This is a genomic window from Roseibium aggregatum IAM 12614, assembly GCF_000168975.1.
GTDB classification, from domain to species: Bacteria; Pseudomonadota; Alphaproteobacteria; order Rhizobiales; family Stappiaceae; genus Roseibium; species Roseibium aggregatum.
The window spans coordinates 99,701-122,841 of the sequence record NZ_AAUW01000006.1 but is presented as its reverse complement, the minus strand read 5'-3'; the positions used below and the strand labels follow the sequence as shown (position 1 = coordinate 122,841).

The following is a 23,141-nucleotide window of genomic DNA, read 5'->3' as shown; positions in this document are numbered from 1 at the left end:
AAGAGATGGCGTCGACGCCGCTCATGTCAAGTCAGTGCCGGCCCCGAACCTGTGACGTCCGTCGTGCCACGCCGAGTCCTGATGCGAAAGTTCGTCGCCTCGCAAGGCTCGCGATCACCTCAGAATCGGATAGGTTGTCCTCTCGCCAAATGAGGACCCGCACATGAGCGCCGATTTGCAGATGAACGAACGCGACGCAACGTTGGGCGATCCCTATGGGGCGAGCGAAGACACGCGGCTGGCAAGGCTTGAGCAGATCATCCGATCCATTCCCCATGTGATGGAAATTCTGACGACAGTTCGCGATCTTGACCTGCCGGATGCCTGGCTCGTATCTGGCGGCATCTACCAGACCGTCTGGAACGTCCTCACCAACCGTCCCATGCTGCACGGCATCAAGGACTTCGACATCATCTATTTCGACGGACAGGATCTCTCCTACGAAGCCGAAGACGCCATCATTGGCAAGGTCAACGAAGCTCTGCCGGAGTGGGTCAGCCTGCTGGAGGTGCGAAATCAGGCCCGTGTACACCTGTGGTATCAGCAGCGTTTCGGAAGACCCTACCGCCCACTCGACTGCGCAATGGATTCCCTGACGACCTATGCCTCACGCACCCATGCGGTGGCGGCGCGGCTGACACAGGACGGGCGCATGCTGCTGCATGCGCCTTTCGGCCTTGCCAACCTGTTCGGCATGCGTCTGGTGCCCAATTACACCCAGCCGAACCCGGAGACCTATGGGGAAAAGGCGGAGCGGATGAAAGCGCTGTGGCCGGAGCTGACGGTCATTCCCTGGGACAACGCCTGAAACGCTGGTGATCCCTCTGCGTTTGCGATCTTCAACCGGCCTTGCGCGCGGCTTGGCTTTGCTGGCCGGCTTCGATGCGCCAGAGCCCCGCCTCCTGTTCTGAAAGCAGGTGCGCCCGTATCAGACCGCGCACGGAATTGCCGACGTAGACGTCTTCGGCTTCCTGCAGATCCTGCGGTGTCAGATCCGCTTCGCTGGCGAGGCCGCGCTCCAACAGGCCTGCCCGGAACGTGCCGGGCAGCAGTCCGTGGCGAAGCGCCGGGGTCAGCAATCTGCCGTTCTTCCTGACGAAGAGGGTCGTGTAGCTGCCTTCGGTGAGATAGCCATTCTCGTTCAGGAACAGCACCTCCTGGCAACCGGTTTGCGCCTGATAGCGCTGACGCGTGTCATCGTAAAAGGCACGGTTGGTGGTCTTGTGGAACAGGAACCTGTCCGAGGACTGCGTGCTTTCTTGCGCGATGACGAGATTGAAGACGGCCTCCTCGCCTGCCGGAGGCAGATCCGTCGAGCTGACCGAAACGCCGCCATCTGCCGACAACAACAGACGCACACGTCTGGAGCCGGCAAAGGCGCGGCTCTGCCGCAGGAGTTCCGCACGAATGTCGTCCGCCTGGAAACGGAAGCCGAAATAGGCGGCTGAAGCCTCAAGGCGCTGCATGTGCCGTTCCAGAAGCAGATAACCGTCGCCCGGGTGGTAGGCCAGTGTCTCGATCAGCTCAAAGGCAGGCGTCTCCTCGCTCATGAACCGCAGCTTCAGGGCGCATTCGTCATATTCGGGAGACGCACCGCTGTCGAAGATCACGCCGGACCCGGTTCCCGCTTCGCCGCTGCCATCTTCTCGCAGCACCAGTGTCCGGATCGCGACGTTCAGGCGGAAGTCGCCACCGGGCGCAAGGTAACCGATGGAGCCGGTGTAGACGCCGCGCGGGCCTGTCTCCAGGTCGTGGGCAATCTGCATGGCACTGAGCTTCGGCGCTCCGGTGATCGAACCGCAGGGAAACAGATGTTCGGTGATGCTGGCAAACCCGACGTGCCCCGGCACCTCGACCTCCACCGTGGAGGTCATCTGGTGAAGGCTCTGGTAGCGCTCTACCTCGCACAATTTGGTCACCTTCACCGAATCGGTTTCGGCAATGCGCGACAGGTCGTTGCGCATCAGATCCACGATCATGGTGTTTTCAGACCGCTGCTTGGGATCGCTCGAAAGCGTACGTGCAATTGTGGCGTCCTCCGATGCGTAGCGCCCCCGGGGCGCGGTGCCTTTCATCGGCCTGGTTCGCAGGCGCGTTCCCTGACGCTCCAGAAACAGTTCCGGCGAAAGCGACAGGATCGTCCGGTCTTCAAGGCGCAGGAAGGCGGCGAACTCCACCGGCTGGCGGCGTAGAAGATCCTGGAAGATCTGTTCAGGCGCTCCCTGGTGGCGGAACCTTGCGCGCATGGTCAGGTTGACCTGATAGATGTCGCCCTTCGCGAGATGGCCGCGCACGCGGGCGAAAGCCGTGTCGTAGGCGGCCCTGTCCATGTCGAACTCCGGCTTGCCGATGGCAGCCTTGGCCCCATCCGCAGCGCTTGCCAGCAAGGCTCCTGCTTCGGCAAGGTCCAGTTCCTCAGGCGCATCGTAAAGCCCGAACCACAGCAAAGGCTCACCGGTTTCCAGAAACCGCTGACGCAGCTTTTCCTCGAAGGCAAACCCCAGTTCATAGGCGAGAAAGCCAGCGGCATAGCGCCCTTCTTCTTGGGCCGCCTCCAGCCGTTCGAGGCAGCCCCTGACTTCGTCGAGCCGGGTGCAGGAGATGACCTCCTCCGGTGCCTGAAACAGCAGCGCCGAGCGCTGCTTCAACAGATCCAGCAGAAGGACCGATCCGGGCCGGAGGGGAGAGGCAGGCATCGTAGGCGTCAGTGTCCGCAAGGGTGAAGAATGCCGTCAGCGTGGCGCGTTGCCGCCCACGCCGCTGGTCTATTAGCAGCGGCTCATGGCATTCAAGCGGCATCAGGTCAACCCGGCAGGCCTTCACATGACGGAACGCACGAAAAAACCGGCGGGCTGGCCGCCGGTTTCAGGCAATCACATCCTGGCAAAGACCTGCCGTCAGGCCGCAACGTCCTTCAGAAAGGCGGTAATGGCCCGGCGCATGTCCTGGGTTTCCAGATCGAGGGTTTCGGCCGCCTCGACCATGGACCCGACCGAGTGGCTGGTGCGCTCGACCGATTCCCGCACGCCGTCGATGTTGTTGGCGACCCGCCCGGTTCCATCCGCGGCTTCTGCCACGTTGCGCGAGATTTCCTGCGTCGCCGAGCCCTGTTCACCGACGGCGGCGGCAATGGCGGCCGTGTAACTGTTGACCTCGTCCATCGTCGCTGCAATCACGCCGATGGAGTCTACCGCATCCTTTGTCTCCGCCTGGATCGCCGCGATCTGGGCGCCAATCTCTTCCGTTGCCTTGGACGTTTGCGTGGCCAGTTCCTTGACCTCGGCCGCGACAACGGCAAAGCCCCTGCCCGCTTCGCCTGCACGGGCTGCCTCGATGGTGGCGTTGAGCGCCAGTAGGTTGGTCTGTTCGGCAATCGCCTGGATCAGTGTGACGACCTCACCGATCCTGTTGGCCGCATTGGCAAGACCCGCGACCTTGCTGTTGCTGGTTTGCGCGTTTTCTGTCGCCCTGTTGACGATGCTGGTGGTCTGTTCGACCTGGCGGGAAATTTCGGCAATCGAGGAAGACAGTTCCTCGGCGGCGGAGGCGACCATCTGGACGTTGGACGAGGCCGTTTCGGACGCATCCGAAACGGATCCTGCACGCGCAGACGTGTTCTCGGCCACCGCTCCAAGTTCGGAAGCTGCGTCCCGCATTTCGCGCACCTTCAGACCGACTGCATCGAGCTTGGCAGCGATATCGCCTTCAAAAGCGAGGATACGTTCGTTGATCGCCTGTTGCTTGGCGCGCTCCGTTTCGTCGTGCTGCGCGGTCTGCTGTTGCAACGCCAATGACCGGGAACGGGCTGCCTCAGCATCCTCACGCGCCTTGTCGGACGTGGCAAACGCTCGTGCCAGGCTGTCGGTCATCCACCACAGGGCAGCGACTTCCGCAACCACGATGACCGCATGAAACACCACGCGGCTGAAATCGGCTCCGCCGGGGAAAACGGCCCAGGGCATGGCGAAATTCAGCACAAGGTGATGCACGGCAACCACGGCTGCATAGGCGACCAGCGCCCGCCAGTCGACCCAGCTTGCCAGGATCGCCAGAACGGCGAAGAAATACATATGCGCATCGAGCTGATAGGAAATCTGCCCGTCCGGCACCGCCAGAGCGGCTACGAACAGGGCAACCAGACCTGCAAGTGACATGGATGTGGCCAGGCGCGTTTCGACACCGGATCCGAATTTCACCCAGGTGCCGGTGGCAGCCACACCCAACAGCAGTGCTGCGCCGCAGACCGCCACAAGCGAAACGTTGCCGACCCACCAGGCCGTTCCCATGACGAGGAAGACGTTGATCCAGATAAAGTGGATCAACATCCGGGCAAATTTCTGCCGGAACTGGTCCAGGCCGGAAAGCTGATCCGCTTGAGACATTTCCACCATTTTCATTTCATCTGCTCCAGGGAGACACCGCTTAGTCGTGCACAGGCTTGCGCAATGAAGGATGAGGCCACAAATCCTGCCCCCGAGCGGTAAAGACTTGCAATGGACTGCTGTTCGCCTGCCTCGGTGAGCGCCACCCAGTTTCTGTCCCCGACGAACAGCACCGGACCGCCCGATCTGGCAATGACGGAGACCGCGCTGTCGCCCCAAGGCCATGCGAACACCGCCACCGGCCCTTCACGGGCAGGCACCAGTGCGCCGACCAGCATCAGCACACAGCTCGCCAGAAAATATCCCGCCACGAAAATTTTTGCCGAACGGCTCACCGAATCGATCCTTCAACGCACCTGCGTTGGATCGACGTTCGCAGTGTAACTTTAAGAAATTCTGAAATTTCTACTTATGGTAGTTGCTACACAACAAAGTCCGGGAAGATGTTATTGCCGCAGCACCAGCGCTTCTGCGGAAGGTGGCCAGGTCTTTCAAGAGTGCCCCAACGCTACCCTGTATGACCGGGACTGAACCACGCAGACAAAAACGGGGCAGCGCCTTCGCAGGCGCTGCCCCTTGCTACAGGAAGCCGGAATTTGGTGCGGCCGTCAGGCGGTCTGACCCAACCCGACGGGGCACGAGACGCCCGTGCCGCCTATGCCGCAATAGCCGGCCGGGTTCTTGGCCAGGTACTGCTGGTGGTAGTCTTCGGCAAAGTAGAAACTATCCAGTTCCCGGATCTCGGTCGTGATGCTGCTGGTCACACCACCGGCCTTCAGAGCCGCCTGATAGGCTTGCCGGGACTGTTCGGCCTGCGCAAGATCACCGCCATCCTTTACATAGATCGCAGACCGATACTGGGTTCCGGTATCATTGCCCTGGCGCATGCCCTGGGTCGGGTCGTGATTTTCCCAGAAGACCTTGAGCAGCTCGCCCAGAGAAATCTCTGCCGGGTCGTAGACGACCAGAACCACTTCGGTGTGGCCCGTGCGCCCGGTGCAGGTTTCATGATAGGTCGGGTTCGGCGTGTAGCCGCCCGCATAGCCAACTGCCGTGACGTAGACACCGGGCAATTGCCAGAACAGGCGTTCGGCACCCCAGAAGCAGCCCATGCCGACGACAAGGGTTTTCATGTTGTCCGGATAGGGACCTGCCAGCGGCCGTCCGTTGACGAAATGCGGCTCGGCCGGCCGGATGGCTTCGGCACGCCCCGGCAGGGCCTCGTCCTTGGCCGGCAGCGAAAATTTCTTTGTCAGCATCGTCATGAACGACATGGCACTCTCCCGCGTTTGCCGGCACGTTACCCGTGATTGTCACTGGATCGGGCCGGCTGATTTCAGGAGCATAATGTGGCGCAGCAGCACGCGGTTTCCAAGAGGCCCGTCACGCAAGAGTGTCCGGCCGTGAACCTTTGGGCCGCTTTGCCCTCCGGAGAATGGTCGTATCAGGCGTAGAGCGCTCGCTGGCTCCGCCGTTTTGCCCCGAGCCAGAGGAACACAAGCCCAATGGGGGCGAACACGGCCCAGACCGGCCATGTCAGCACAGTCTGTTTCAGGGTCTGCCACACCGTCGCATCGAACGTGGCCACGATGTGGGCTTCCGCCACTGCAAGGGAAGCTGGTGAAAGGTCCTGCCAGACCTGGCCAAGCTGAGCGAGGTGGATTTCCGAAAGAGCAATCGAAGAACTTGCGTCGGAGATGCCGGCGATAATTGCGACGGCGACAAAGCCATAGCCAAAGATGCGGAATAAAAACTTCAAAACACTGATCATCGTTCTGCTTTCAGCATTGCATATTAAAAACGGAGTGCCCTGCTCCAGTGAGGCTTTCAAATATTAGCCGCCGGATGTTGAGCATTCCTTTAGGGTAATAGCACCCGGCAGAGGAACAAGATTTGATATTCAACACATTCTTGTGACTTTGGTTCCCCGGCTTCGCAAGTGTTTTTCCTCTCGCTTGCTTGCACATGAGAGCTCCTAAATTAAAGGTTGCATTGCGCCAACTCACGAAACACCTTGCACACGCCCCCTCGGACAAGCACCTATGGACGCGAAAGGGAACGCTTGCCTGTTCTGCCAGCTTCACGCCAGCAGCGAGGCCTTGCAAGGACGCTATCCCGTAAATCTCGTCCCGCCAGCCGGGTTTCAACTCTGATTCTGTGCAGTCACACCCCTGCCGCCATGCCATTGAACCCACCCGGCCCAGCCTTGCCGGCAGGGTAGCACACATGATTTTTGGATCCGTGTCCTGGCGCTTTTCGCGCCGCATTCCGGCGGTTTTTCACCTGTTCACTCTTTGCCTGAATGCCCCGGCAATCCACAACGACCGGGGACGATAAAAAAAACTTGTTCAAGTGCTTGCACTTGGTCGCGCCATGGGTATATTGCGCCCCACTCAAGCGGGTGACGCTTGCGACGGACAGGTGGCCGAGTGGTTGAAGGCGCACGCCTGGAACGCGTGTATACGGGCAACCGTATCGAGGGTTCGAATCCCTCTCTGTCCGCCATTTCCATCCTTGCGTTGCCGACTTCGGCACCTTGAGCGCTTGGCTCCGGGTTTGGATCTCCTCCTCGTTTCTACGCACTTCCCGATTTCTTGGCAGATTGGCATATGGTCTTGTGACCAGCGCTATCAGTCAGGTCGTGTCTGCACCGGCCTAATCTCAATGGCAGGCCCCGATGTCCCTTTCTATGTCCCGACACAAAAAAGGGCCGGTTACACCGGCCCCTCCTCGTGTCTTGCTTCTGCCGTCAACCGATGCGGATGGACTTGACGTTGACGAACTCCTTCAGCCCTTCCGGGCCATGCTCCCGCCCGTAGCCCGACGTCTTCACGCCGCCAAAGGGCATCGTCGGGTAGGCGACGTTGAACGTATTGATGAAGACCATGCCGGTGTCGAAATGCTCCGTCGCCAGCTTGCGGGCACGTTCCGTGTCCTTGCTGAAGATCCCTCCGCCCAGACCATAGCGGCTGCTGTTGGCGATCCGCGTGGCATCCTCTTCGTCCTTGGCGCGGATAATGGCAGCGGCCGGGCCGAACAACTCGTCCTCATAGGCGGGCTGCCCAGGCTTTACATCCGCCAGCACGGTGGCCGGATAGAACCAGCCTGTGCGGTCCGGGATCTTGCCGCCAACCACGAGCCGCGCACCCTTTTCGATGCTTTTTTGAACCTGATCGTGCAGCTCGTCGCGCTGCTTCCTGGTGACCATAGGGCCCAACTGGGTGTCTTCGTCGGACGGATCGCCGAGCTTGATCTCTTCAAAGGCCTCGGCATAGGCCTTGACGAAAGCATCGTAGTTCTTCTCGGTAACGATGAACCTCTTGGCGTTCACGCAGGTCTGGCCGTTGTTATAGATACGTCCCTGCACGCAGGTTTTGACAGCCAGGTCGAGGTCGGCATCGTCCAGCACCAGATAGGCGTCGTTGGAGCCCAGCTCGAGCACCGTCTTCTTGACCAGTTCGGCAGCCTTTGCCCCGACAACACGGCCAGCCTTGTCACTGCCGGTCAGCGTCACGCCGCGCACGCGGTCGTCTTCAATGATCTTGTCCGACTGATCGTGCGAGATCAGCAGCACGCCAAACAGCCCCTTGGGCAGCCCCGCCCGCTCATAAAGATCGCGCAGGAACAGGCCGCTGCCGGTGCAGGCCTCGGCATGTTTCAGCAGAACGCCGTTACCCGCCATCAGGCTGGCGATCGAATAACGGACAGCCTGATAGGCCGGAAAGTTCCACGGCTGAATGCCGTAGACCACGCCAATGGGAGAGTGCGTGACGTAGCCCTTGCCACTGTCGACCTCGCGCTCCTCGTCAGCCAGAGCTTCCGGACCGATCTTGGCCGTATAATCGCAGATGGCGGCGCACAGGCTCACCTCACCGAGGCTGTCCTTGAGCAGCTTGCCCACTTCGTCGGTCATCAGCCTGGCAAACTCGTCCTGCGACTTGCGCATTTCCGCGCCAATCGCCACGATCACTTCGGCACGCTCCTTCAGGCTTTTATGGCGCCATTCGAGGAATGCCTTGTGACTGGCCTCAACGACCGCCATGGCTTCCGCGTCAGACATATAGGGATAGGATTTGATTTCCTTCTCGGTCAGCGGATTGATCGTCGTAAGAGACTTGGACATGGGACTATTTCCTTCTGGTTCAGGTATTCGTTGAAACGGGGGCGAGACAGTCAGCCGTGGGTGGAGCGATGACTGGACAATGTCTTTTCGACATCCGCCAAAGCCCCCATGACCTCCTTCTGCCAAGCGCCCTGTGGCAGCTTGCGGATGGCGGAATGGGCGGCACACACGAAGGGCGTTCCGGACCATGCCTCTGCAAGGTCACGCGCCCATCGGTCGTAGTCATCCGCGGCGCCTGCACGCTGCTGCAGTGCCTTGGCGAGCTGCGGATGGAACCTCAGTATCGACTGCGGCAAAAGCTTGCCAAGAAAACCCGGTGCCGCCAGCACATTGAGCGTGTCATCGACATGGACAATGCCGCTTTCCCGATGACGCACGAGGACCGAGGCAACGTGCACGTTCTTGTGGGGAGAGACGAAGTCGACCCCCTGCGGCACCGAGAACTGAAGGTCCCCGGCAAACTCTTGCCAGGTCGCCTCCTGCTCGATGAGACCCGTCTCCCACGGCAGGTCGGATGCCTGCTGAACATGGCGGCGCGTGCCGATGAGGCGGGCGTGGGGCAGAAGCGCGTGAACGGCAGAACAATGGAGCGTATGGAACGGATGCACGTTCAGGATAGCCTCGATGGCGCGTCCCTCGTCCGTCAAGGACAACAGCGCATTCCGGTCGTCTTCATCCAGGTCATAGCTGTCGAGAAGCAGGAACTTTCCGTTCGCCCGCCGCACGAGCGACATATGGGTGCCGAAGTTGATGACCTTGGCGATCTTGAGATCGCCACGAAACGTCCAGAAATTGTCGGCCAATTGCCTCATAAGGCGGCTTTCCCTCCAATAAGGATGTGTGTCAGACGGGCACAACCGTCAGTCCTTAAACGGATTAGGGCGGGGTCCGTTCCCGCGACAAAATGGATCGGCCGCGTCGCGCGGCAGGCAATGACGGTCTCCTGCCTGACTTATTCAGCCTCTGCCACACGCATGCCGAAGGCTTCTCACCGCGGTTGAGGCGGTGTTCGTTTTCAGGTCGAAAGGCTGGCAGGATACCCCCCTGCAACGGGCAGGCATGAGATGACGAAGCTGCGCAGTTGCCGGTATCGCAGGCGGCCTGCAAGCAACAAGACCGACGGCTCGCACGCAGCTTTTGTCTCGCCTCCCCCGTGAAGGTTGGTTCAGTTGGGAGACGCAACAAATCCAAAGCTCAAGAAAGATCCCGCAATCCGAAGATTGCGGGACGTCTTCTAGGCCACTTCGGCGGGATCCAGAAAGCCACCGGATTGTCTGTTCCACAGCTGGGCGTAGACCCCGCCCTTTTCCAGAAGCCTCTTGTGGGAGCCTTCTTCGATGATCCGACCCTGATCCATGATGATGAGCCGGTCCATCGCCGCGATGGTGGACAGGCGGTGGGCAATGGCGATGACCGTTTTGCCCTTCATCAGATCAAACAGGCTCTCCTGAATTGCGGCCTCGACTTCCGAGTCCAGAGCCGACGTCGCCTCATCCAGGATCAGGATCGGTGCATCCTTCAAAAGAACCCGGGCAATCGCGATCCGCTGACGCTGGCCGCCTGAGAGCTTGACGCCGCGCTCGCCGACATGCGCATCCAGGCCGCGCCGTCCCCTGAAATCCTGCAGGTCAGGAATGAAGGACATGGCGTGGGCCTTTTCCGCCGCCACGATTGCCTCTTCCCGGGTCGCGCCGGAGCGGCCGTAGACGATGTTTTCCAGCACCGAGCGGTGCAGCAGCGAGGTGTCCTGGGTGACCATGCCGATCTGCGCCCGCAGGCTGTCCTGGGTAACGGCGCTGATGTCCTGGCCATCGATCAGGATACGCCCGCCTTCCAGGTCGTAGAAGCGCAACAGCAGATTGACCAGCGTCGACTTGCCGGCACCGGACCGCCCGACCAGACCCACCTTCTCGCCGGGTTCGATTCGAAGGGACAGGTCCTCGATGACGCCCTTGTCCTTGCCGTAGTGGAAGCGGATACGGTCGAAGACGATCTCGCCCCTGGAGACCGCCAGCGGCTTGGCGCCCTCACGATCCACCAGAGTATGCGGCTGGGAAATCGTTGACATGCCTTCCTGGACCGTTCCGACATTTTCGAAAATGTCAGTCGTGATCCACATGATCCAGGCGGACATATTGACGATGCGCACCGACAGCGTGATGGCCAGCGTCAGCGACCCGACCGTGACGAGACCGCTCTGCCAGAGGCTGATCCCAAGCGCACTCAAGGACGCTATGAAGATGCCGTTGACGATCCAGAGCAGAATGACCATCTGCGTCAGCGGCCGAAGGATGTCGTAAAATTTCCTGGTGTGATCCTCCAGCGACTCGCGGGTATAGGCTTCCTCATTCCGGCCAGCGGCGAACAGTTTGACAGTCAGGATGTTGGTGTAGCTGTCGACGATCCTCCCCGTCAGGCTCGAACGCGCTTCGGACATGATCGCCGAGCGTTCCTTGATCTTGGGAACGAAGTAGCTCAACAGCCCCACGTAAATGATGAGCCAGCCGGCAAGCGGCAGGATCAGCCAGGCATCGACACCGGCAAACAGATAAATGGCCGAAACGACATAAATCAGTACGAACCAGATCGCATCGATCAGTGACACGACGGAGCCGCGCAGGGACGGTCCTGTCTGAATGATCTTGTTCGCGATCCGCCCGGCAAAATCGTTGTTGAAGTAGGATAGCGACTGCCCCAGAACGTGCTTGTGCGTCTGCCAGCGAACGAGGTTGGTCATGGCCGGCTCGATGATCTGGAACTTGATCATCGTGTGACCCGAGCCAAACAACGGCCGCAGGATCACGACCACCACCAGCATCCAGATCAGTTCGCTGCCGTGCTCTGCAAGCAGTCGATCGGGACCGGTCGTGTTCAGATAGTCGATGATCCGCCCCAGGTAATCGAAGAGCGCGACCTCAATGATGGAAACCACGAAACCAAACGCCATGAGCCATGCCAGAGGCTTCCAGATCTGGCGGATGAAATGCCAGTAGAACGCGCCCAGATCGGAAGGGGGCGGCGTTCCGTCGTGGTGCTTGAAAGGGGAAACGATGTTTTCGAGATAAGAGAAGACCGTGTTCATCGGCCAAGTGCTCCGTTCAAAGGTAGAGATTTACGAAAAAAATCGTACCGGGACGGAGATGCTCATCAGAGATTCGGGTCGCAGGCGGTACGGAGGAAATGCTGATACCGACACGGGAACCGAATTTGGTCTGCGTGCCGGTCTAGTTTTGACCGAGGGTTCGCATTGGGATCTCTTGAATTGTGATTGCTGTTGAACACGAAAGCCGACGGCCGCGCAAAATGTGCAGGCCATTCGGCATTACAACCCTAACGCTTGTTTCGCGCAGATCAAGTTGAAAATGTGAAGGTAGGCAATGGCGGGCACACACGTGTGAATTGTGCCACACTCAACGAAACACACATAAACCGCAGTTGCCCCCGACTTACCGGGTGTTGCTCAGTCAGCTGCCTGCGGCCGCTTTCCGATACAAAACAGGTACCAGCACACTTTGTCTGTATTCGATGAACGAGTTGCGATTACATCTTAAAAGAACCGCTAAAACCTGACTTATCAATACGTGTTTCGACGGGCGAGCCTGGTGTAGTTTAAAATCCCCTTTAAAATGACCTATGCATTGTAATACTTGACGCAAATTCTTTCCTTCGCCAAATATTATCCGAGAATTTCTCTTACATTAATTTTCAACGCATATTATCTCATCAAAAAACTATTACCCATTTACAGATCCATCACACAGGCAAACTTCGCAACTAAAAGGTCTCGCGACTTGTAGGAAAACTTGCGACATTCAAAGCTTCCCCTGCGCAGTGGTAATGGTGTAGTATTTGTTAACGTGGGGATTGATGATTGATTAAACTTTATTTCTTCGCTCCTGTGCGAAAAGTTCAGGTAGTGGGCTGGGTGACAGAACGGCAGGGGAAGGGAGGCGGTATGGTCCGACCCGCGAGCAGGAAGAGTGCCCGTAACAATCTCCGCAAGACCGCGCTTGTAGTGGAAGCTCTCGCACTTTGATTACGGAAATAATTCCGAAGTAAACCTATACGAACACTAAGGGTTATATTTCAAAATAGAAAAGCATCAAGCTTAGGCAACAAAAAAGAGCTCAAATCAAGTCGCGCTCTGATTGATAATGAAGGCCACCGTACTTTTGGTGGCAACGCTATATATTTCAGCGTGTATTCCCCGGAGGGATATTCTATTTTTACAGCTCGTTAAGGGCATGAGAAATCCATCGCCAGTGTAATACACCCTGTAAAAAAATATAGCCGCAGATATTTCGCTCTAGAATCAAGTTCGGTTTTAATCGAAGAGGGTGGGTCAAAATGAGCAAAGTACATATTAGCTTTATCGGTCAATTACTCGATCAACCGTTTTCCTTAAGAGATCAAACCACATTTACGCAGGCGAACGGAAGAGCGCACGCCAAATTACCTTCGTCGTCAATCGATTTTCCTTTTAGTCGATGGAAGAAAGCAGCCGGTACATCGGGCGATATGCACTCGGCAGCCGGCTCGTTCATCCTGGCGCAGGCCGTGAAGCGCAAGCGGCACCGCATTGCCAGAAATCTGCATGATCACGCCGGCCAATATGTTGCCGGCAAGCGTGAGCGCGTGCGGGGAATCGAAGAACCTTTCGAGATCCCAAGTCCCGTTAAGAAAAACAGGACCCACATTACTGTCTTCCTTCCTTCTAATCATCACTAAAAGCCGATCCGAAGGGAAGCGTTACAATGACGCCAAAGCTTATCCGTGTGGTCATCGTTGGCGACCATCCAGTGATGTTTGCTGGAGCCCTGGCCTTTATTGAACGGTCGGAGATTAATAGGCAACCGGCGCCGAACGGCTTCACCTGCCTGGTAGCGAGGAAGGATCCGTAATGCGTGTAGTGTTTGTTCTTGCGGGCCTCGGGGCAGGCGGCGCGGAAAAAGTCGTCAACCTGCTGGCCCACCACCGCCTTGCCGCTGGCGACGATGTACATGTGATCGCCCTCAATGCGACCGATTCCACCTCGTATTTTTCCTATGATCCCGACATTCAGGTCGAAGGCCTGAGCCGCACCGGCCGCTATTCCCGGCATTTTGTCACTGTGCAACGGGCAAGGGATCTGCGCAGGCGCTTGGCAGCGATCAAGCCGGACTTGGTCGTCTCCTTCCTGACCAAGATCAACGTCATCACCGTCCTTGCCACCGCGGGTGCCGGCACACCGACGATCATATCCGAGCGCAACAATTTCGATGTTCAGCAAATGAGCCGCTTCTGGCGCTGGTCGCGGCCGATGGCGGCCTTTGCAGCGACCAGGGTCGTCGTCATGACGGAGCGCGCGCGGGCAAGACAACCCGACCGCGTCCGAAAAAAAACCATCGTTATTCCAAATCCGGTCACGCCGCTGCCGCGCGCCAAGCTGCGGCCCGATGCGGGCCGCAGGGTAGTCGCGGTAGGACGCCTCGACCGGCAGAAAGGGTTTGATATCCTCATCGCTAGCTTCGCCCAGGTTGTGGAGCGCGTCCCTGATGCGGAGCTGACAATCTATGGTGAAGGTCCGGAGCGGTCCGCGCTCGAAAAGCAGATTTCCGACCTCGGGCTGCAGGAAGTCGTCCGTCTTTCGGGTGTCACGCGAGTACCGGGCGAATGGGTATCACCTGGCGACGTGTTTGCCCTGAGTTCACGCTTCGAAGGTTTCGCGAATGTCGTTCTCGAGGCGATGTCGAGCGGAATGGCTGTTGTTTCCGTCGACTGTCCCTGGGGTCCCGGCGAGATCGTGCAGGACGGAACCACGGGTCTGCTCGTGCCGATGGGCAGCAAAGAGGCGCTTGCTTCGGCGATCACTCGGGTCCTTACCGACCCGGAGTTGCGCAGGTCTTTCTGCAAGGCCGGCCCACCCTCGCTGGACCGGTTTTCCACGGCAACCGTCCTGGCCAAATGGGACGAGACAATTTTTCAAGCCACAGGCCATCCGCCTTTTACGGCTTTTGCTGATGCTTGAGATGGAGTTCATGAACGTATCAGCGACGTGAGGGAGCAGAGAAAGGGGAAGAGGCCAGCATGGCGTGGCGCTTCAAGCGCGCTGAAGCTGACTGGGCGTCAAATCGGGGCATGGGATCTCCCTGGTGGTTTCAGTTGGAACCGCGCCTCGGATTCCCGATGTCCGAAATCGGCAGGCATTTCAGGCATACGCGACTGCTGGAGCGAAACTCGCACAGGCGTATTGCAAACAGGCTTACCGTTCTTGCAATGCCAAACGGATACCTAGCGCGCAGTAGATGGTGCCAACCAGTTTGCCCTGCCATTTCAGAACGGCGGGATTCCGGCGAAGGAAGTTACCGAGACCGCCGGCGCTGACTGCAAAGACGATCGTGCTGAGCAATCCGAGAAAGACAAAAACGATTCCCAATACACTAAGCTGGATTGCGACCGATCCGTTTTCGGGATGAACAAACTGTGGCAGAAAAGCCAGGAAGAAGAGTGCGGTTTTCGGGTTCAAAACTTCAGCCAAAACCGCCTGGCGAAAAGCGCGGCCTGTGGTGATCGGAAGCGCTCCTCTCGTCAAGTCGCTTGGGGCTTTCTCGAAGATTGCCCGTATCCCGAGATACACGAGATAGGCAGCGCCGGTGTATTTGATGACACTGAAAAGAAGCGCCGATGTAGATATGATGGCAGAGAGTCCGACAATCGCTATGAAGGTGTGGAGGACATCCCCTGCTGCAATTCCTGCTCCGGTCGCAATTCCCACCCTTGTTCCCGAACTGGTCGCCCTGGCAACAGTCAGGATCGTTGCCGGTCCTGGAATGAAAACAAATCCGAAGACGATCGCAATATAGGTCATCAGGGTGGCAGGGTCGATCATGCAGCAGCTCCGCTACTTTGGTGCTCTCAGTCATCAAGCCATGCTCTGTTTCATAGCGCAATGACGGCTTCGTCCGGAAATGGTCATTCACCCGAACCTCACGGATAGACCGAACCGGTCAGGCCATTTCGCTCAATTAACCGCCAGATCCCGCAGCCCTTTTAAAACATGATAAAAAAATTCAACTTTTTTCAGTGCGACCGGTTCCCTCACCGACCACTTTCGGTGTAAAGATCGGATAGCCAAGGCAGCGCCTGTCTTTATGACGACCGCGCGGACCGCCTCAGCCTCCAAACTCTCCAGCAGTTCTGCAAGCCGATCGCGCGGTTGATGCGTCCCGAAGGGATCGTCTTGCCAGCGGGCTGACGACACGAAAGCGGCGGCTGGAGAGATGTCTTTAACTCGAATGGTGTGCGGCTGACGGTCCAGTGTGGAGCCATACCTGCCGCAAAGCCCTGCGGGAGAGCGAAAGGATGAAGAAGTCTTTGGTTCCGGTGCCGGTTCGCACCTGTGCGGCTGCCTTGATGCTGAGCTGCCAGCTTGCAGCCGGGGCAAGCGCCCAGAGTGTTGCGCAGGCAGCCTCCGAGGTGAGCGCCAAGTCAGCAGAAGAGATTTCCGTCCAGTTGAATGACGCGGAGACTGTCAATGGGTCCTGCCGGCTGACCTTTGTCATCCGCAATAGCCTGCAAAAGCCCGTGAAAGCCCTTGGTCTTGATCTGGTGATGTTCGACACCTCCGATGGTGTTTCCGGCTATGCCGCCATCGACTTCGGTGACCTGCCCGCCGGCAAGACACGTGTCCGGCAATATGACGTCGCCAAGGGAGAGTGCACCGGCATCTCCCGTGTCCTTTTGAACGAGGTGCGCGCCTGCGACCTTCAGGACGCCGCCCAGCAGGACTGCCTGCCGCTGCTGCGGATCGACTCGCGGTCGGAAATCGACCTGATCCTCTGATGACAACCCAAGCGTGATCAAAATGCCTGATGTCCTTCCAGCGGCCCTGCCGCACTTCCTGTCTCCCCTCTCCGGCCTCGTCGAACAGGGCGGCCCGGTGGTGTTGTTCCTGCTCGTTCTTTCTCTGGCGGCGGCGGCGCTGATCGTCGCCAAGCTGCTGCAGTTTCTCTATCTCGGGGTTGGCCGCTTCGGCACCGCCCGCAAGGCGCTGTACCTGTGGCTGGACGGACGGCCGCAGGAAGCAAAGGCGATGGCGGCCAGCGGAAAATCCGTGGTTGCCGACATCATGCTGAAACTGGTGCAGGGCAGCGCCCGCAGCGACACAAGGACCGACCTTCTGAAAGAGGATGTCGAGCGGATCTGCATCCAGCGGATCAACATGCTGAGGGCCTATCTGCGCCCGCTCGACATGATCGCGCAGACAGCGCCACTGATCGGCCTCCTGGGAACCGTGCTCGGCATGATCGAGGCTTTTCAGGCCATGCAGGGTGCCGGCGCGGCGGTGGATCCTTCCGTTCTGGCAGGCGGAATCTGGGTGGCGCTGCTGACGACCGCTGTTGGCCTTTCGGTCGCGATCCCCGTGTCTGCCATTGTCGGCTGGTTCGACAGCCGCATCGAGGCGGAGCAGTCCGAGATGGAAGCGCTCGTCACGGCCTTCTTCACCGGCGCCATCGCAGAACGCGGCGCGGCCCGGATCGTGGCGCTGGAGGCTTCGGAGACGAGGCATGCGGTTTAAAGCAAGGAACCGGCGCAAGCCCGTTGGCTTGACCTCGCTGATCGATGTCATCTTCCTGCTGCTGCTGTTCTTCATGCTGGCGTCCAGCTTCACGCGCTATCAGTCGCTGGATCTCTCCAGTGGCGGGGAAGGTGGCGGCGCGGCGGAAAGGCCGGCGTACCTGCGCATTCACGCGCCGGAAAAGCTGGACCTCAACGGCCGCCCGATCCTGAAGGCGGACATGCCGGATCTCTTTTCCGCGCTGAAGCAAAACAGCATCGTCGCGATCTGGTCCGGCCCGGACGCAAATGTCCAGGACGTGGTCGACGTCATGTCGGCGGCCCGCCGGAGCGGGCTGAAGAGTGTCCTGGTGACGGGACAATAGGTGATCTCATGCGCTTGAAATTGCCACAACGCCGCGAACCGCCGGAAAACACCATTCCGCTGATCAACGTCGTTTTCCTGATGCTGATCTTTTTCCTGTTTGCCGGATCGGTTGCCCGGGACGATGCCCGGAAAATCGAACCGCCGCTGAACATACTTGAGGACGAGACCATCCGGTCCACCGGCGCCCTCATCGTCGACCAGCAAGGCCGCACCTTTGCCGGAGACACCGAAATCGGCGTCGCCGACTGGCTGGCAGCACGTGGCGCGGCAGACGGCTCAGATGGCCCGATCAAGGTGGCTGCCGACGGCACCCTGAAGGCGGATACCCTGGAAAAGGTGCTGCGCGACCTGAAGGACGCCGGGCGCAGTGACATTTTGCTTATAACTAGAAGAGGCTCGAAGTGAGTTTCGCGCGTTTCCTGGCTGCCGGGGCAATCCTCTCTCTGGTGCTTCATGGCACCGGTGCCGCCTTCTTTGCGAAAGATCCTGGCGAAGTCTCGATTGCAGCATCGGAAGGCGGCGGCGTTTCCGTGATCGGATCCATCGAGGATCTTGTCGCCGGTGCGCAGGTGGATGCGGTTGCGGATCACCCGCCGCTTGAAGACGTACCGCTGGATGTGACGCCAATTGAAGAGGCGCAGGTAAGCGCGGCAACGCCCGAGGTGCGTCGTGACACTGCGGTCAAACCGGTGGAGGTGCAACCAGTCCCGGCCGTTGCCAAGGCCGTGCCTGACGTGCCGGTGTCAGAAGCTGTCCTGTCCGTTCCGGCGACGGCAGGCATTACCTCAACGGAGCTGGTGACAGCGCCTGTAACGACACAAAGCCGGGTTACACCGGAACCGGTCAAGCCGGTCGAGCCAGCACCGCAGCAGAAGCCTGTCGAACTTGCACGGGTGGAGCCTGCTGCACCGATGGAGACGGTTAAGCCGGTGGAATTGGAAGCGGAAGTGCAACAGCCCATTGCCGATCCGCTCGCCGAGGTTATACAGACGCCAACCCGTAAACCCGAGCCGCCTGTCCGCAAGGCAGAAGCTCCCAGGGTGGACGAGCGTGAAACACCCAAGAAGGTTGAGAAAACGCAGACCAGGGGTGCGGAGACCAACGCCCGCAAGGGCGGTGAGCGCATCACCAGCAAAAGCGCGAAATCGAATGTCAATGGCCGTGCGAATGCCCGTACCAATGACGGCGGCACGAAAGCGACGTCCAATTACCAGGGCAAGGTGGTGGCGAAACTGCGCCGGGCAAAACGCTATCCCCGGGAAGCAAAGCGACAGAGACTGGTGGGAACTGTGAACGTCGGCTTTACGATTTCCTCCAACGGTGCTGTTTCCGGCATTCGCATCACCCGGTCTTCCGGGCACCCGGTGCTGGACCAGGCCGCGCTCGACATGGTGCGCAGGGCCGCCCCAATGCCGAAGTTTCCGGGCGAACTTCGCGTTGCACGCATGAACATGCAGGTGCCTGTCCGCTTCGACCGCTAACACGTCAGCTCTAGGACGAGGGCACTTGCGCTGCCTGACGTGGTGCCCGTCAAGCAGCAGGTGTCTGCCGGTAGCTCTGTTCCAGCTCGATCAGGCGTTGCTTGCGCCAGAGCCCTCCGCCGTAGCCGGTGAGAGAGCCGTCGGCGCCGATCACCCGGTGGCATGGCACCACAAGGGCGAGCTGGTTAGCGCCATTGGCCCGGGCAACTGCCCGCACAGCTTCCGGCCGACCCAGGGCCCGTGCCAGTTCGGAATAACTTCGTGTCTCGCCGGGTGGAATGGTCAACAGCTCGCGCCAGACATCCCGCGTGAACGCCGACCCGTGCAGCGCGAGCCTTGTTTCAAACCGGCCACCGGTACCGGCGAAAAAACGGTCGAGTTCGCTCTGGATCTGGTCTGTGACATCCGTCCGACCGAAGCCGATCTCGCCCTTCGCATAAGTCTGGAGCTTCCTGAACTCTGCCGGAAAGGCCTTACGGTCGAGGAATTCCAGAAGGTGCAACTGGGTCTTGTCGGCAACGGCAATCAGCGGGCCGAGCGGCGATGCCACCCAGTCGGCAAACAGCAGCGGTTTGGTGGAAAAGGCCCCGGGAGACTGGCCGAGGATCCTGGCAAAGGCTTCGCGGAACGCGCTTGGGGAATCGAAGCCTGCCGTGATCTGCGCATCAATCACCTTGCCGCCTTCTGCAAGCGTGGAGAAGCCTTCCTGGAGGCGTCGTTGACGCGCCATTTCCAAAAAGGTCATGCCGAAATGCCGCTTGAAGGCCCGGCGCACCGTTGAGGGGTCAAACCCCATGCGAACGAGATCCGGTTCGCCCCAGCGGTAGCCGGGCCGTTTTTCCAGCGCCTCGATCAGCGGTTTTACCACCGGGTCGGCACTTGCCTCCGGTGTCGTCGGGCGGCAGCGCTTGCAGGGTCGGAAGCCCGCGTCAAAACATTCGGCAACCGTGTCGTAGAAGGTGCAGTTCTCCCGCTTCGGCTTGCGCGCCGGGCAGGTCAGCCGGCAGAAGATGCCGGTGGAAGCCACACAGACGAAGACGCGTCCGTCATAAGACGGATCGCGGTTCAGAAGCGCTTCATAGAGCGTGTCGAAACTGGGTCGGGTCATCAGCATGACCCGACCTTACGCCCGGTGTGAGTGCATTGCAGCCGGAAATCGGGCGTTAATTTCATTCCATCGGATAGCGCCGGAAAACAGACCTTTCCATCGTCATCCCGGCCAAGCGCCAGCGCGAGCCGGGATCGGAGAGCCACCAGCGGACGACGTGGGCACGCGCTCAAAAGGCAAGGCACTGGCGCCCCGGTCCCGGATCTCCGTTTCACTGCGTCCGGGATGACCAACCGAGAGGTGAGAAGTCACGCGGCCAAATATTTCGTGACACACCATGGCAAACCCTCCCCATCGTCATCCCGGCCAAGCGTCAGCGCGAACCGGGATCGGAGAGCCACCGGCGGACGGCGTTGGGACGCGTTCAAAAGGTAAGGCACGGGCGTTCCGGTCCCGGATCTCCGTTTCACTGCGTCCGGGATGACAAGCCAAGAGGTGAGAAGTCACGCGGCCAAATATTTCGTGACACACCATGGCAAACCCTCCCCATCGTCATCCCGGCCAAGCGTCAGCGCGAGCCGGGATCGGAGAGCCACCGGCGGACGGCGTTGGGACGCGTTCAAAAGGTAAGGCACGGGCGTTCCGGTCCCGGATCTCCGTTTCACTGCGTCCGGGATGACAAGCCAAGAGGTGAGAAGTCACGCGGCCAAATATTTCGTGACACACCATGGCAAACCCTCCCCATCGTCATCCCGGCCAAGCGTCAGCGCGAGCCGGGATCGGAGAGCCACCGGCGGACGGCGTTGGGACGCGTTCAAAAGGCAAGGCACGGGCGCTCCGGTCCCGGATCTCCGTTTCACTGCGTCCGGGATGACAAGCCGAGAGGTGAGAAATCACGCGGCCAAATATTTCGTGACACACCATGGCAAACCCTCCCCATCGTCATCCCGGCCAAGCGTCAGCGCGAGCCGGGATCGGAGAGCCACCGGCGGTCGGTGTGGGCACGCGTTCAAAAGGCAAGGCACGGGCGCCCCGGTCCCGGATCTCCGTTTCACTGCGTCCGGGATGACAAGCCGAGAGGTGAGAAGTCACGCGGCCAAATATTTCGTGACACACCATGGCAAACCCTCCCCATCGTCATCCCGGCCAAGCGTCAGCGCGAGCCGGGATCGGAGAGCCACCGGCGGACGGCGTGGGCACGCGTTCAAAAGGCAAGGCACGGGCGCCCCGGTCCCGGATCTCCGTTTCACTGCGTCCGGGATGACAAGCCGAGAGGTGAGAAACTGGCCCCTACCGGTACACTTCGCTCTCACCGGGGAAGCTGCGGTCCTTGACCTCTTCCGAATAGGCCTTCACCGCTGCCTCGATCTGGCCACCGAGATTGCCATAGACCTTGACGAATTTCGGTGGCGTCGGGTTGAGGCCGAGCATGTCTTCCAGAACCAGGATCTGACCATCGCATTCGGCCGACGCGCCGATGCCGATGGTCGGGATCGCGATCTGTCTGGTGATTTTTGCCGCCAGCGGCTCGACCATGCCTTCCAGAACCAGGGCGAAGGCCCCCGCCTCGGCAACGGCCTTTGCGTCTTCCTCGTGGCTCGCCCAGCTCTCCTCGTCGCGCCCTTGTGTCTTGAACCCGCCCATGACGTTGACCGATTGCGGCGTCAGGCCGATGTGGGCCATCACCGGAATGCCGCGTTCGGTCAGGAAGTGGATGGTCTCGGCCATGCGGGCGCCGCCCTCCAGCTTCACCGCACCGCATTGGGTTTCCTTCATCACGCGGGCGGCGTTGCGGAAGGCCACCGACGGGCTTTCCTCATAGGTGCCGAAGGGCATGTCGACCACCACCAGCGCCCGGCTGGTGCCGCGTACCACGGCCTTGCCGTGCATGATCATCAGTTCCAGCGAGACACCAACAGTGGATTCCATGCCGTGCATGACCATACCGAGGCTGTCACCCACCAGGATGAAATCAGCGTATTTGTCGACGATGGCCGCCGTATGCGCGTGATAGGAGGTCAGCGAGACGATGGGATCACCGCCCTTGCGACGGGTGATCTGCGGGGCCGTGATGCGGCGGACGGGTTTCTGGGTGCTCATGCGGCGTCCTTTCGATAAGGGGCTTGAGACGGATTATCGGGCGGCGGGTGCAATCACCCGCTGGTCGATCAGGAGAACGGTGCCAAAGCGCACGGCCAGCAGCACGACAGCCGGGCGGTCGAGGGTGCCGGAAAGCTCTTCAAGGGTTTCTGCGTCGCGGATGTCGACGCTTTCCACCTTTCCGGAGGGGGCTTCGCCAAGGCTTTTTCGGACAGCGGCTTCCAGCACCGAAATTGCAGGGGCCGATTTCGCGAGTTCCTCGGCAGCGCTGAGCGACCGGCTGAGCTGGACAGCCTCGGCCCGGTGCTCCGCCGTCAGGCGAACGTTGCGCGACGACATTGCCAGCCCGTCATCCTCGCGCACCGTCTTGTGCGGCACGATTTCCAGCGGCATGTCGAGATCGCGAACCATCTGCCTGATCAAGGTGAGCTGCTGATAATCCTTCTCGCCGAAGACGGCGAAATCCGGCGTGACGATGTTGAAAAGCTTGGTGACGACCGTAGACACACCCCGGAAATGACCGGGCCTGAGAGCGCCCTGCAAAATGGCGGAGAGGCCCGGAACCTCGACAAAGGTGTCGCCACCGGCACCGTACATTTCCTCAACGCTCGGCAGAAACACGGCGTCGGTGCCTTCCGCCTCCAGCAGCGCAAGATCGCGCGCTTCATCACGCGGATAGGTCGACAGATCCTCATTGGGGCCAAACTGGGTGGGGTTGACGAAAATGGTGGCAACCACGCGCTCCGCCTTTTGCCGCGCCATGCGCACGAGGCCGAGATGGCCCTCATGCAAATAGCCCATTGTCGGCACCACCCCGACGGTTTCACCCGCGCGTTTCCAGCCTCGCACGGCTTCGCGTATCTCCGCCTTCGTCCGGCAGATGATCATCGTTCTCATCCTCCCGCGACCCCGTTTCCCGACCGGGGTTTCTTTTCGCGGGTGCAGCATAATGACGGTGAGAGGAATGTCCAGTGTACAAAGGGACAGAGAGTTTGCAGGCCCCGTTACTGTCTATTATTACAAGGTAGATCCGCGTGAGGAAGACGACATAGACTTGCGCCACGACAGCGCCAGAAGAAGAACC

20 protein-coding genes and 1 tRNA gene are annotated in these 23,141 nt (G+C 59.8%); 9 read left to right on the top strand and 12 right to left on the bottom strand.

All coding sequences use genetic code 11. From position 1 onward, the window contains the following. The first annotated feature begins 163 nt into the window (after positions 1-163). Complete coding sequence (locus SIAM614_RS09735; protein WP_006934056.1) at positions 164-808, top strand: nucleotidyltransferase family protein; 645 nt, start codon at positions 164-166, stop codon at positions 806-808. Between the two features lie 31 nt (positions 809-839). On the opposite strand, the gene pabB is transcribed toward SIAM614_RS09735, so the two are convergent. The 5 genes from pabB to SIAM614_RS09710 form a co-directional block, all read right to left on the bottom strand. Further along, positions 840-2,696, bottom strand: coding sequence for an aminodeoxychorismate synthase component I (gene pabB / locus SIAM614_RS09730; protein ID WP_006934055.1), 1,857 nt, complete (start codon positions 2,694-2,696; stop codon positions 840-842). Positions 2,697-2,897: 201 nt separating this feature from the next. Continuing rightward, positions 2,898-4,397 carry a methyl-accepting chemotaxis protein gene (locus SIAM614_RS09725; RefSeq protein ID WP_006934054.1) on the bottom strand — a complete coding sequence of 500 codons (1,500 nt, stop codon included), beginning with the start codon at positions 4,395-4,397 and terminating at the stop codon, positions 2,898-2,900. Next, positions 4,394-4,717, bottom strand: coding sequence for a hypothetical protein (locus SIAM614_RS32720; RefSeq protein ID WP_157139775.1), 324 nt, complete (start codon positions 4,715-4,717; stop codon positions 4,394-4,396). Before SIAM614_RS32720 ends, SIAM614_RS09725 begins: the two co-directional genes overlap by 4 nt. A 273-nt stretch (positions 4,718-4,990) precedes the next feature. Continuing rightward, on the bottom strand, positions 4,991-5,656 hold the full coding sequence (msrA, locus tag SIAM614_RS09715; protein ID WP_006934052.1) for a peptide-methionine (S)-S-oxide reductase MsrA: 666 nt from the start codon (positions 5,654-5,656) through the stop codon (positions 4,991-4,993). Between the two features lie 170 nt (positions 5,657-5,826). Beyond that, the gene (locus SIAM614_RS09710) at positions 5,827-6,141 is read right to left on the bottom strand and encodes a hypothetical protein (RefSeq protein WP_157139774.1); all 315 of its coding nucleotides are present in this window, start codon (positions 6,139-6,141) and stop codon (positions 5,827-5,829) included. Between the two features lie 656 nt (positions 6,142-6,797). Between SIAM614_RS09710 and SIAM614_RS09700 the strand changes: the two genes are divergently transcribed. Then, positions 6,798-6,887: transfer RNA gene (locus SIAM614_RS09700), tRNA-Ser, on the top strand. 244 nt (positions 6,888-7,131) lie between these two features. Here SIAM614_RS09700 and SIAM614_RS09695 read toward each other — a convergent pair. From SIAM614_RS09695 to SIAM614_RS09685, 3 genes are all read right to left on the bottom strand, one after another. Next, complete coding sequence (locus tag SIAM614_RS09695) at positions 7,132-8,505, bottom strand: NAD-dependent succinate-semialdehyde dehydrogenase (protein WP_006934050.1); 1,374 nt, start codon at positions 8,503-8,505, stop codon at positions 7,132-7,134. Between the two features lie 50 nt (positions 8,506-8,555). Continuing rightward, positions 8,556-9,317, bottom strand: a complete 762-nt coding sequence (locus tag SIAM614_RS09690) for a hypothetical protein (RefSeq protein WP_040439770.1) — start codon at positions 9,315-9,317, stop codon at positions 8,556-8,558. Between the two features lie 422 nt (positions 9,318-9,739). Further along, entirely contained in the window at positions 9,740-11,587 is a 1,848-nt protein-coding gene (locus SIAM614_RS09685) for an ABC transporter ATP-binding protein (RefSeq protein WP_006934048.1), read from the bottom strand. 1,265 nt (positions 11,588-12,852) lie between these two features. Here SIAM614_RS09685 and SIAM614_RS31960 point away from each other — a divergent pair. Beyond that, positions 12,853-13,233 carry a hypothetical protein gene (locus SIAM614_RS31960; protein WP_157139773.1) on the top strand — a complete coding sequence of 127 codons (381 nt, stop codon included), beginning with the start codon at positions 12,853-12,855 and terminating at the stop codon, positions 13,231-13,233. Positions 13,234-13,405: 172 nt separating this feature from the next. Next, positions 13,406-14,512 (top strand): glycosyltransferase family 4 protein, encoded by a 1,107-nt coding sequence (locus SIAM614_RS09675; protein ID WP_006934046.1) that lies wholly within the window; start codon positions 13,406-13,408, stop codon positions 14,510-14,512. Between the two features lie 234 nt (positions 14,513-14,746). Here SIAM614_RS09675 and SIAM614_RS09670 read toward each other — a convergent pair whose 3' ends face one another. Continuing rightward, entirely contained in the window at positions 14,747-15,373 is a 627-nt protein-coding gene (locus SIAM614_RS09670; RefSeq protein WP_006934045.1) for a LysE family translocator, read from the bottom strand. Between the two features lie 473 nt (positions 15,374-15,846). Here SIAM614_RS09670 and SIAM614_RS09665 point away from each other — a divergent pair, with 473 nt between their 5' ends. The 5 genes from SIAM614_RS09665 to SIAM614_RS32910 are packed head-to-tail and all read left to right on the top strand — an operon-like array spanning position 15,847 to position 18,909. Next, positions 15,847-16,326, top strand: coding sequence for a hypothetical protein (locus tag SIAM614_RS09665; protein ID WP_006934044.1), 480 nt, complete (start codon positions 15,847-15,849; stop codon positions 16,324-16,326). Between the two features lie 22 nt (positions 16,327-16,348). Next, complete coding sequence (locus SIAM614_RS09660; RefSeq protein ID WP_040439831.1) at positions 16,349-17,062, top strand: MotA/TolQ/ExbB proton channel family protein; 714 nt, start codon at positions 16,349-16,351, stop codon at positions 17,060-17,062. After that, positions 17,052-17,426, top strand: coding sequence for an ExbD/TolR family protein (locus SIAM614_RS09655; RefSeq protein ID WP_040439768.1), 375 nt, complete (start codon positions 17,052-17,054; stop codon positions 17,424-17,426). Before SIAM614_RS09660 ends, SIAM614_RS09655 begins: the two co-directional genes overlap by 11 nt. Before the next feature lie 8 nt (positions 17,427-17,434). Next, the gene (locus SIAM614_RS09650; RefSeq protein WP_006934041.1) at positions 17,435-17,833 is read left to right on the top strand and encodes an ExbD/TolR family protein; all 399 of its coding nucleotides are present in this window, start codon (positions 17,435-17,437) and stop codon (positions 17,831-17,833) included. Next, positions 17,830-18,909: an energy transducer TonB gene (locus SIAM614_RS32910; RefSeq protein WP_006934040.1), complete on the top strand. Its 1,080-nt coding sequence runs from the start codon at positions 17,830-17,832 to the stop codon at positions 18,907-18,909. Before SIAM614_RS09650 ends, SIAM614_RS32910 begins: the two co-directional genes overlap by 4 nt. A gap of 49 nt (positions 18,910-18,958) precedes the next feature. Here SIAM614_RS32910 and SIAM614_RS09640 read toward each other — a convergent pair whose 3' ends face one another. The 3 genes from SIAM614_RS09640 to panC form a co-directional block, all read right to left on the bottom strand. After that, on the bottom strand, positions 18,959-20,023 hold the full coding sequence (locus SIAM614_RS09640; protein WP_006934039.1) for a bifunctional transcriptional activator/DNA repair enzyme AdaA: 1,065 nt from the start codon (positions 20,021-20,023) through the stop codon (positions 18,959-18,961). Between the two features lie 1,224 nt (positions 20,024-21,247). Further along, positions 21,248-22,057, bottom strand: a complete 810-nt coding sequence (gene panB, locus SIAM614_RS09635) for a 3-methyl-2-oxobutanoate hydroxymethyltransferase (RefSeq protein WP_006934038.1) — start codon at positions 22,055-22,057, stop codon at positions 21,248-21,250. Positions 22,058-22,090: 33 nt separating this feature from the next. Further along, positions 22,091-22,945, bottom strand: coding sequence for a pantoate--beta-alanine ligase (gene panC, locus SIAM614_RS09630; RefSeq protein ID WP_157139772.1), 855 nt, complete (start codon positions 22,943-22,945; stop codon positions 22,091-22,093). Positions 22,946-23,141 lie beyond the last annotated feature (196 nt).

What these genes read in the sequence shown, in the direction of transcription:
- SIAM614_RS09735 (WP_006934056.1), top strand. Translation starts at nt 164, where the DNA reads ATGAGCGCCGATTTGCAGATGAACGAACGCGACGCAACGTTGGGCGAT.
- pabB (WP_006934055.1), bottom strand. Translation starts at nt 2,696, where the DNA reads ATGCCTGCCTCTCCCCTCCGGCCCGGATCGGTCCTTCTGCTGGATCTG.
- SIAM614_RS09725 (WP_006934054.1), bottom strand. Translation starts at nt 4,397, where the DNA reads ATGAAAATGGTGGAAATGTCTCAAGCGGATCAGCTTTCCGGCCTGGAC.
- msrA (WP_006934052.1), bottom strand. Translation starts at nt 5,656, where the DNA reads ATGTCGTTCATGACGATGCTGACAAAGAAATTTTCGCTGCCGGCCAAG.
- SIAM614_RS09695 (WP_006934050.1), bottom strand. Translation starts at nt 8,505, where the DNA reads ATGTCCAAGTCTCTTACGACGATCAATCCGCTGACCGAGAAGGAAATC.
- SIAM614_RS09690 (WP_040439770.1), bottom strand. Translation starts at nt 9,317, where the DNA reads ATGAGGCAATTGGCCGACAATTTCTGGACGTTTCGTGGCGATCTCAAG.
- SIAM614_RS09685 (WP_006934048.1), bottom strand. Translation starts at nt 11,587, where the DNA reads ATGAACACGGTCTTCTCTTATCTCGAAAACATCGTTTCCCCTTTCAAG.
- SIAM614_RS31960 (WP_157139773.1), top strand. Translation starts at nt 12,853, where the DNA reads ATGAGCAAAGTACATATTAGCTTTATCGGTCAATTACTCGATCAACCG.
- SIAM614_RS09675 (WP_006934046.1), top strand. Translation starts at nt 13,406, where the DNA reads ATGCGTGTAGTGTTTGTTCTTGCGGGCCTCGGGGCAGGCGGCGCGGAA.
- SIAM614_RS09670 (WP_006934045.1), bottom strand. Translation starts at nt 15,373, where the DNA reads ATGATCGACCCTGCCACCCTGATGACCTATATTGCGATCGTCTTCGGA.
- SIAM614_RS09665 (WP_006934044.1), top strand. Translation starts at nt 15,847, where the DNA reads ATGAAGAAGTCTTTGGTTCCGGTGCCGGTTCGCACCTGTGCGGCTGCC.
- SIAM614_RS09660 (WP_040439831.1), top strand. Translation starts at nt 16,349, where the DNA reads ATGCCTGATGTCCTTCCAGCGGCCCTGCCGCACTTCCTGTCTCCCCTC.
- SIAM614_RS09655 (WP_040439768.1), top strand. Translation starts at nt 17,052, where the DNA reads ATGCGGTTTAAAGCAAGGAACCGGCGCAAGCCCGTTGGCTTGACCTCG.
- SIAM614_RS09650 (WP_006934041.1), top strand. Translation starts at nt 17,435, where the DNA reads ATGCGCTTGAAATTGCCACAACGCCGCGAACCGCCGGAAAACACCATT.
- SIAM614_RS09640 (WP_006934039.1), bottom strand. Translation starts at nt 20,023, where the DNA reads ATGCTGATGACCCGACCCAGTTTCGACACGCTCTATGAAGCGCTTCTG.
- panB (WP_006934038.1), bottom strand. Translation starts at nt 22,057, where the DNA reads ATGAGCACCCAGAAACCCGTCCGCCGCATCACGGCCCCGCAGATCACC.
- panC (WP_157139772.1), bottom strand. Translation starts at nt 22,945, where the DNA reads ATGATCATCTGCCGGACGAAGGCGGAGATACGCGAAGCCGTGCGAGGC.